Genomic DNA, 7186 nt, shown 5'->3' on the forward strand with positions numbered 1-7186 from the left:
TATGAAATCCGACAAAATCCGAGAAAATTAATTTAATTTAGTTAAAATGTCTGAATATAATACCTGAATAAACTTCTTAATATTAACCTTTGCTTTGCGATTTTTGTGATCTTCTATCTGAGTCATAAGCAGACGAATTTCTTTAAAGTCAAAGTATCTAGGTGCATAATATTCAAATTCGGAGTTTGTATAATCTACGACACCTAAATTGGCGAGATTTATCATCGCTGCTAATATAGTACGGCGCACCCGCTGTTCAATGGCTTTACTTTCCTTCAAAATTTCATCTGGTGTAGCCTTTGTGACAACTGCAATCTCCTCATAAAGCTCTTTTAATGGTGGAAGTGGTGCAATTTTGTGCTGATGCGCAAGTAATGTTTCGATGATAGCTATAATATCTTCGCTTCCAATCTCGCCAACGATCCCCATATCATTTAAGATGGATTGAATATGATCGCGTGACGTTGCTTTATGATTGATTTGTTCACTTAGATCAATATTTGTAAGTGATTGGCGAATAATAAGTAATGAATTTTTCAGGCGAAATTGTTCAGTTGTTTTACGTAAAACATTTTCAACCTCAATACGGTTTATTGGTTTATGAATAAAGAAATCTATACCTTGCTCATATGCCTCACCAACCATTTCCTTATTCACTACTTGAGAAATCATGACAAATTGTCCTTCAAAACGATTTTGAATAAGGTGTTCGACTGTTGCTATCCCATCAAGCTTAGGCATAAGTAAATCAATCAACACAAATTCAGGTTGTGTCATTAAAATTTGTGGAATGGCGTCCTCACCATTGCGTGCTTCACCAATAACTGTACCTAAGCCACTATCTTCAATAATTTGTTTTAACATGACCCGACTTGCACGATCATCATCTACAATAAAATACCTCATTTAAGTCTCTCCCGTTTGAATAGTTTGCGTAGGAACTGTAATTTTAAACATCGTGTTTTGAGTATTTGATTCAACGGTTATTGAGCCATTTAATTTATTTACTAATTCAGCAACATGTGAGAGCCCAATACCTGTTGCTGCGACACCGTCTACATTGTATTTTGTAGTGTATCCAGGTTCAAAAATGATAGAGAGATTACTTTGTGGAATGCCCTTTCCGTTATCGCATACTGTTATTACAGTATCATCCTGTTGCTGCTGAATGGCAATAGAAATGATGCCTTGATCTTCAATTGCTTCTATAGCATTAGCTGTTAAATTATTCAAAAGTGCAAGCAATGCAATATGTTCCTTCGTTTGAAAATCGATCTCAATATTTAATTTAAATTCAATTTCTTTGCCGAGAAAATTAGCGTACTTACTGTTGCCGTCTTCAATATAATGTAATAATTCTGACAATCTAAGGGATCCAAAGCTCTTTTCACCAACAATTTTAGAAATACCTGCATAAATGCGTTGTGAATCCTTCTTCACTTCATGAATTTCCTGGGCAATATGAAGTGCCTGTAAACTTTCTGCACGATAACCTAGCGATTTTAATTGTCGATATAGTTCAAACCCACTGACTGTTATTGCTTCTATATGGTTCATAGATTTTTTTAAATAAAGTGTCTCAACATATAAATCTGAGCCGATTGTAAGCATTTCCTGAACACGTTTTTTTTGCTCAGCAATTAAAATGGAACTATAAATACCGACAACAAAAAAACTACGTAATAAAGCAACTGCTAATAGTATAAGTAAATCATGAAGGAATAAAAAAGTATAAGAATTTATAAAAAAACGAAATAGTTGTTCCACTAAATTACTGAATACTTCACTAAACGCAACTAGCAATCCGAGCAATAGTGGTTTTTCTCTATATTGATGAATGCTTAGAATTTGTAGGCATACTGCAAACAATATATAAAAGGCGGCGGCAGGTAAATGTATTAGTAAGCTATCGACTACTGGAACATCATGTAAAGTGTAATTAATGATAACTCGAAAAATGGTTGTCACGATACTCGTAGTAAATCCAGCGAAAATAATAGGTGTAGGTCTTAGCAGAGTGCACAAAAAGAAAATAATACTTCCTAATCCGAAACGAAAAGGTGTATCAGCGAAAGGCATTATTTTAATTTCACTACCGATAGCAGTTAACAGAGCAATTGTTAAAATCCAAGTGAGGGAAGCACGAGATATGTAAAATTTCGAGTGCATAAAAAAATCCTTCCTAATAGTATTAACGAGCATTATGCTAAAAGAGCTCGTTTGCTGTTTGAAATAAAGGTAATTGTACCACTACTTTTAAAGTTGCGTTGGGGCGAAAAGTGGTTTCATAATGAAAGCGCATTTGTCTAGATGAAATAATGCTATAGATTTTTTACGGTTATTACAGTTTACAATAAAAAAATACCACAACCTAAGTGGAAGTGGCATCTAGTAAATGTTACATATAATTTTTAAGCAAAAAAAAACGGCTACATTCGTAGTCGGAATTTTAAAACTGGAGGAGGTAGAGGGATTCGAACCCCCGCGCGGTGTTACCCGCCTGTCGGTTTTCAAGACCGATCCCTTCAGCCAGACTTGGGTATACCTCCATGTTGTTTTGTTCGTTGTCTTATCGACAAGATTTAATTTATCATATTTTAAAATTCACGTCAACAGATTTTTTATGTTTTTTTAACTTCATTCAACAATTATTTTCTGTAGCGAAAGTAAAGCGTCAGGTACAGAAGTCTTTCACCTCTATAGGAGGGAGATGAATGCGGTACTAAGTCAGTTTTTGAGCGGATGACATGGAATGAAAAAGAGTTCTTATAGCGCATCCATGCGATAATCGGTAAGGTATTATCGAAATGGCCGACATCGTGTCGGCCCTCATCCAGGCAAGCGCAAAGCCGATTCCGGACGCATTGTTTATCTGCGCGAAAGCGAAGCGACAGCGGCAATTATGGCGAGGCATAATGGATTAATAATTTCTTTTTTACAGTGCAGATAGAATGTTCCAAATAAATATTATGTGTATTAAGTTGCAATTTATGAAAACAGTCAGTATACTAGTTATTGCCGTGCTAGGTGGGAAGGTAGCGGTGTCCTGTAACTCGCAATCCGCTCTAGCGAGACTGAATTCCTTTTTCGAGGCTGTCCGTATTGTTTGGTCTGCCTTTTGCACGTAGTGTTGACGATTGGGTCCTGCGCAATGGATACCCATGAACTATGTCAGGTCCGGAAGGAAGCAGCATTAAGTGGTCTTATTCATGTGCCGCGGGGTTGCCTAATCTGAGCTAACGACAAGAGTAACGCTTATGTGCGGCTGTCGAAGAAAGGTGCACGGCATTAAATTGCCAATTCAAACGCATCCGTCTACAAAAGGCGGATGCGTTTTTTTATATGATTTTATACTATTTGTTGGGACAGAAAATCAATCATTAGCACGTTTATGGGAGTTACAAATTGTACGAGGCGGCTGATAGGAGCCGAAAGTATCAGCTTTCACTACAGGAAGTGAAAGAGAATCGTCCCGAAATTTTTGAAAAACGATGACACTATTTTATAAATAATGACGAAAATGCTATAATAGAACTATTCTATATGATGAAGAAAAGGAGAGGAAACCATTGACGTATCAAGCATTTTATCGTGTGTATCGACCGCAATCATTCCGAGAGATGTCTGGTCAAGCACATGTCAAAAGAACGCTACAAAATGCTCTCCTAGCGAATAAAACAACACATGCTTATTTATTTTCTGGTCCACGTGGAACCGGGAAAACAAGTACAGCTAAAATTTTTGCAAAGGCTTTAAATTGTGAGCATGCACCATCAAAAGAGCCTTGTAATGAATGTGCTACTTGTTTAAGCATTACTGACGGTTCTCACCCAGATGTTATTGAATTTGACGCGGCGTCTAATTCGCGCGTTGAAGAAATACGAGACATCATTGAGAAAGTTCGATTTGCTCCTGCGAGTAGCAGATATAAAGTGTATATCATTGATGAAGTGCATATGCTTTCTACAAGTGCTTTCAATGCCCTTTTAAAGACGTTAGAAGAACCACCTTCACATGCTGTATTTATTTTAGCGACGACAGAGCCTCATAAATTGCCCGCAACAATTATTTCGCGATGTCAGCGCTTTGATTTCAAGCGTCTTTCAACCAATGATATTATTGAGCGCATGAAAGTTGTGTTAGAAGATATTGAGTTACCATTTGAGGAACAAGGTTTAAAGGTAATCGCACAGTCAGCAGCGGGTGGTATGCGTGATGCTTTAAGTTTATTAGACCAGGTTGTATCCTTCAGTGGAGAAAAGTTGAAGCTTGAGGATACATTACTTGTGACAGGTTCTATTAGTCAGGAAGTTTTCTATGAATTAGCAGAAGCTCTAAAAGTAAAAGATGTCGCACAAATGCTTGCGTTATTAGAACAGCTTATTGCGGATGGGAAAGATCCACTTCGACTTTCAGAGGACTTGATTACATTTTTTCGGGATTTATTATTACTGCAAACAAGTGAGGATTTGGCTGAATTATTAGAACTAGTATCACCAGAGGAGCGAGTATTTACATTGGCGCATGATTTTGCACCGAATTTGCTCTATGGCTACATTGATATTTTAGCGAAAACACAGCAAGAAATGCGGTTCTCCCACCATACAAAGATTTACTTGGAAACAGCGTTACTTAAAATGGTGCAGTTTTCGGGTGGTGCAGTTGGTCAGACTGCCACTTCAGGTGAGGCAGCTATGAGCCCTGAGCTCGCTCAAAAAATTGTGGCGCTTGAGCAGATGGTGCAACAACTATCAGCCCAATTACAAGCTGGTGCTCCTATGCAAACGGCGCAAACACCAAAAGAGCAACGTCCACGAGCAAAAAGTCCGAATGGCTATAAAGCACCAACAGGCCGTATTCAAGAGATACTAAAGGATGCTACAAAGCAAGATGTGCAACGTATCAAATCGGTTTGGGCCCAGGCATTAAGTCAGATGCAAAAATCTCAGTCAGCTCTTTTAGCAGAGGCTGAACCTGTTGCGGCATCATCAAGTGCTTTTGTGTTAAAATTCAAGTATGATATTCATTGTCAAATGGTTGCTGATAATCAAGCCCTAAAAGCTCAATTCACACAATTAATTGCAGGGCAAACTGGTACTATGTATGAAATGCTTTGTACGCCTGAAGAGGCTTGGTTAAAATTACGTGAAGAGTTTATTCGTGATCATGGCTTACAGCAGGAGAAAAAATCTCAGAATGAAACCGATCATGAAATGGAATTGTCAGAACCACCACCGGCAGAAATGCCAGAAGGGCCGTTTATCGACGATGCTCAACCGCTTGCTTCACAAGATCCACTTGTGACGGAAGCAGAAAAGCTGTTTGGTAAAGATTTTATTGAGGTTGTTGAAGATTAATCATTTAGGAGGAATATGTTTATGCGCGGAATGGGAAATATGCAAGGTATGATGAAAAAAATGCAAAAAATGCAAAAGGAAATGATGGAGGCTCAAGAGACTTTAAATGCAGAGCAATTTGAAGGTGCAGCTGGTGGCGGTATGGTGAAAGTAACTGTAACTGGTCAACGTGAAATTGTAGAAGTGAATCTTGATCCATCGGTAGTAGATCCAGACGATATCGAAATGCTACAAGATTTAATCGTTGTTGCTGCAAATGAAGCATTGAAAAAAGTAGATGAAAAAACGAATTCAACAATGGGTAAATTTACTCAAGGCATGAATCTTCCGTTCTAGGAGGTAAATAAATGTACTACCCAGAACCAATATCGAAACTGATTGATAGTTTTATGAAATTGCCAGGTATCGGGCCGAAAACCGCGGCTCGTCTGGCGTTTTTTGTGTTAACAATGAAAGAAGATGACGTTTTATCCTTTTCAAAGGCATTAATTGATGCTAAACGAAATTTAAGCTATTGCTCCGTATGTGGCAACATAACTGATGTAGATCCATGCCATATCTGTACAGACAAACAAAGAAATCATTCTATTATTTGTGTTGTCCAAGATACAAAAGATGTGATTGCGATGGAAAAAATGCGTGATTTCAACGGTATGTATCATGTATTACAGGGAGCTATTTCACCTATGGATGGTGTTGGGCCAGAGGATATTAATGTCGCTTCGCTACTAGTTCGTTTGCAAGATGAGACTGTTCAAGAACTTATTTTAGCTACGAATTCAACTATTGAGGGTGAGGCAACAGCTATGTATATTTCTCGTCTAGTGAAGCCATCTGGTATTCGAACAACACGAATCGCTCATGGACTACCAGTAGGTGGAGATTTAGAATATGCAGATGAAGTAACGTTATCGAAGGCAATGGAAGGTCGCCGAGAATTGTGAGTGAGGGATTAATATGTTCTTCCGCAGTAAGGGAAAATTAAAAAAAGAATTCGATGACAAGCTTGTGAATCTTATAAAAGGAACAAAAGAGGATTTACAGCAGGCAAAGATAATTGAAGAATTACTAGACGACTATGATTTAGAAGTAATAGCTCAACGCAAAGCTGCGGAGAGTATACATTTTTATTTATTCAAGGAAGCTAGAATTCGTAGAGTATTAATTAAATAATAGTTTTTAAACTTATTTCAGCGGGTGTCCAAACACCCGCTGAAATAAGTTGGTGCCTCGGTATAATTAATATTCATAGAAGCAAAACAGGAAACATAAACTTTCATAATTATATTTTCTAAGGGGGTAACCATATGTCGTGGTTAGTAATTATGAGTTTTTGTGTGCCTGTAGTGCTTCTTTTTCTTTATATAATAATAAGACATGCCAAGATGGGTAAAATTTTAGAAGGAATGTCTGTGTTTTGGTTTAGATTTGCTTTTGCCTTTCTACTATTATTTATTATTCACTTAGGAATAGGGTATGCAGGCTATAATGTGCCGATTAATCTATTTTCAGTATTCACAATTGCAATATTAGGTATTCCGGGTGTGCTAGGGATAACTGCTTTAATATATTTTTTATAAGATGCTTGCAAAATAAAAATATTGTGGTATAGTAATAAGAGTCGTTAAGATAACTGTTGAAAAACAAATGAGTTTTAAATTAAATAATTTATTTGTTGACAATAAGTAAACGACATGATATTATATAAGAGTTGCTGCTAAGAAATGGCAACGAAATGAACCTTGAAAACTGAACAAGCAAAACGTAATCAATATAGTTTTTAGTAGCTAACCTTGAGTTGGTGAACGAAACAAAATTTTGGACATCAA

At 37.2% G+C, this 7186-nt stretch carries 7 protein-coding genes, 1 tRNA gene and 1 other RNA gene; 6 read left to right on the forward strand and 3 right to left on the reverse strand.

Annotated features, from left to right (window positions below; all coding sequences use genetic code 11):
- Nucleotides 1–27: 27 nt before the first annotated feature.
- From ACIQ7T_RS26490 to ACIQ7T_RS26500, 3 genes are all read right to left on the reverse strand, one after another.
- Nucleotides 28–906 carry a response regulator gene (locus tag ACIQ7T_RS26490; protein ID WP_337992051.1) on the reverse strand — a complete coding sequence of 293 codons (879 nt, stop codon included), beginning with the start codon at nucleotides 904–906 and terminating at the stop codon, nucleotides 28–30.
- A complete protein-coding gene (locus tag ACIQ7T_RS26495) occupies nucleotides 907–2169 on the reverse strand; it encodes an ATP-binding protein (protein ID WP_402874891.1) in 1263 nt (420 codons plus the stop codon).
- Between the two features lie 287 nt (nucleotides 2170–2456).
- Nucleotides 2457–2549: transfer RNA gene (locus ACIQ7T_RS26500), tRNA-Ser, on the reverse strand.
- Between the two features lie 469 nt (nucleotides 2550–3018).
- On the opposite strand from ACIQ7T_RS26500, the gene ffs reads away from it, so the two are divergent.
- The 6 genes from ffs to ACIQ7T_RS26530 all read left to right on the forward strand — a co-directional run bounded on the left by ffs (nucleotide 3019) and on the right by ACIQ7T_RS26530 (nucleotide 6937).
- Nucleotides 3019–3286: signal recognition particle sRNA large type (ffs, locus tag ACIQ7T_RS26505), an RNA gene on the forward strand.
- 283 nt (nucleotides 3287–3569) lie between these two features.
- Nucleotides 3570–5357, forward strand: a complete 1788-nt coding sequence (gene dnaX, locus ACIQ7T_RS26510) for a DNA polymerase III subunit gamma/tau (RefSeq protein WP_402874893.1) — start codon at nucleotides 3570–3572, stop codon at nucleotides 5355–5357.
- Nucleotides 5358–5378: 21 nt separating this feature from the next.
- Nucleotides 5379–5693 carry a YbaB/EbfC family nucleoid-associated protein gene (locus tag ACIQ7T_RS26515; protein ID WP_402874896.1) on the forward strand — a complete coding sequence of 105 codons (315 nt, stop codon included), beginning with the start codon at nucleotides 5379–5381 and terminating at the stop codon, nucleotides 5691–5693.
- Between the two features lie 11 nt (nucleotides 5694–5704).
- The gene (recR, locus tag ACIQ7T_RS26520) at nucleotides 5705–6301 is read left to right on the forward strand and encodes a recombination mediator RecR (protein ID WP_079564088.1); all 597 of its coding nucleotides are present in this window, start codon (nucleotides 5705–5707) and stop codon (nucleotides 6299–6301) included.
- Between the two features lie 13 nt (nucleotides 6302–6314).
- Nucleotides 6315–6530, forward strand: a complete 216-nt coding sequence (locus ACIQ7T_RS26525) for a YaaL family protein (protein ID WP_132364636.1) — start codon at nucleotides 6315–6317, stop codon at nucleotides 6528–6530.
- Between the two features lie 134 nt (nucleotides 6531–6664).
- Entirely contained in the window at nucleotides 6665–6937 is a 273-nt protein-coding gene (locus ACIQ7T_RS26530) for a pro-sigmaK processing inhibitor BofA family protein (RefSeq protein ID WP_142511000.1), read from the forward strand.
- The last annotated feature ends 249 nt before the right edge of the window (nucleotides 6938–7186 follow it).

Source organism: Lysinibacillus sp. NPDC096212 (assembly GCF_044763105.1).
Taxonomy (GTDB): Bacteria; Bacillota; Bacilli; order Bacillales_A; family Planococcaceae; genus Lysinibacillus.

Coding starts and splice junctions, on each gene's coding strand:
- ACIQ7T_RS26525 (WP_132364636.1), top strand. CDS start 6,315: ATGTTCTTCCGCAGTAAGGGAAAATTAAAAAAAGAATTCGATGACAAG.
- ACIQ7T_RS26530 (WP_142511000.1), top strand. CDS start 6,665: ATGTCGTGGTTAGTAATTATGAGTTTTTGTGTGCCTGTAGTGCTTCTT.
- recR (WP_079564088.1), top strand. CDS start 5,705: ATGTACTACCCAGAACCAATATCGAAACTGATTGATAGTTTTATGAAA.
- ACIQ7T_RS26495 (WP_402874891.1), bottom strand. CDS start 2,169: ATGCACTCGAAATTTTACATATCTCGTGCTTCCCTCACTTGGATTTTA.
- ACIQ7T_RS26515 (WP_402874896.1), top strand. CDS start 5,379: ATGCGCGGAATGGGAAATATGCAAGGTATGATGAAAAAAATGCAAAAA.
- ACIQ7T_RS26490 (WP_337992051.1), bottom strand. CDS start 906: ATGAGGTATTTTATTGTAGATGATGATCGTGCAAGTCGGGTCATGTTA.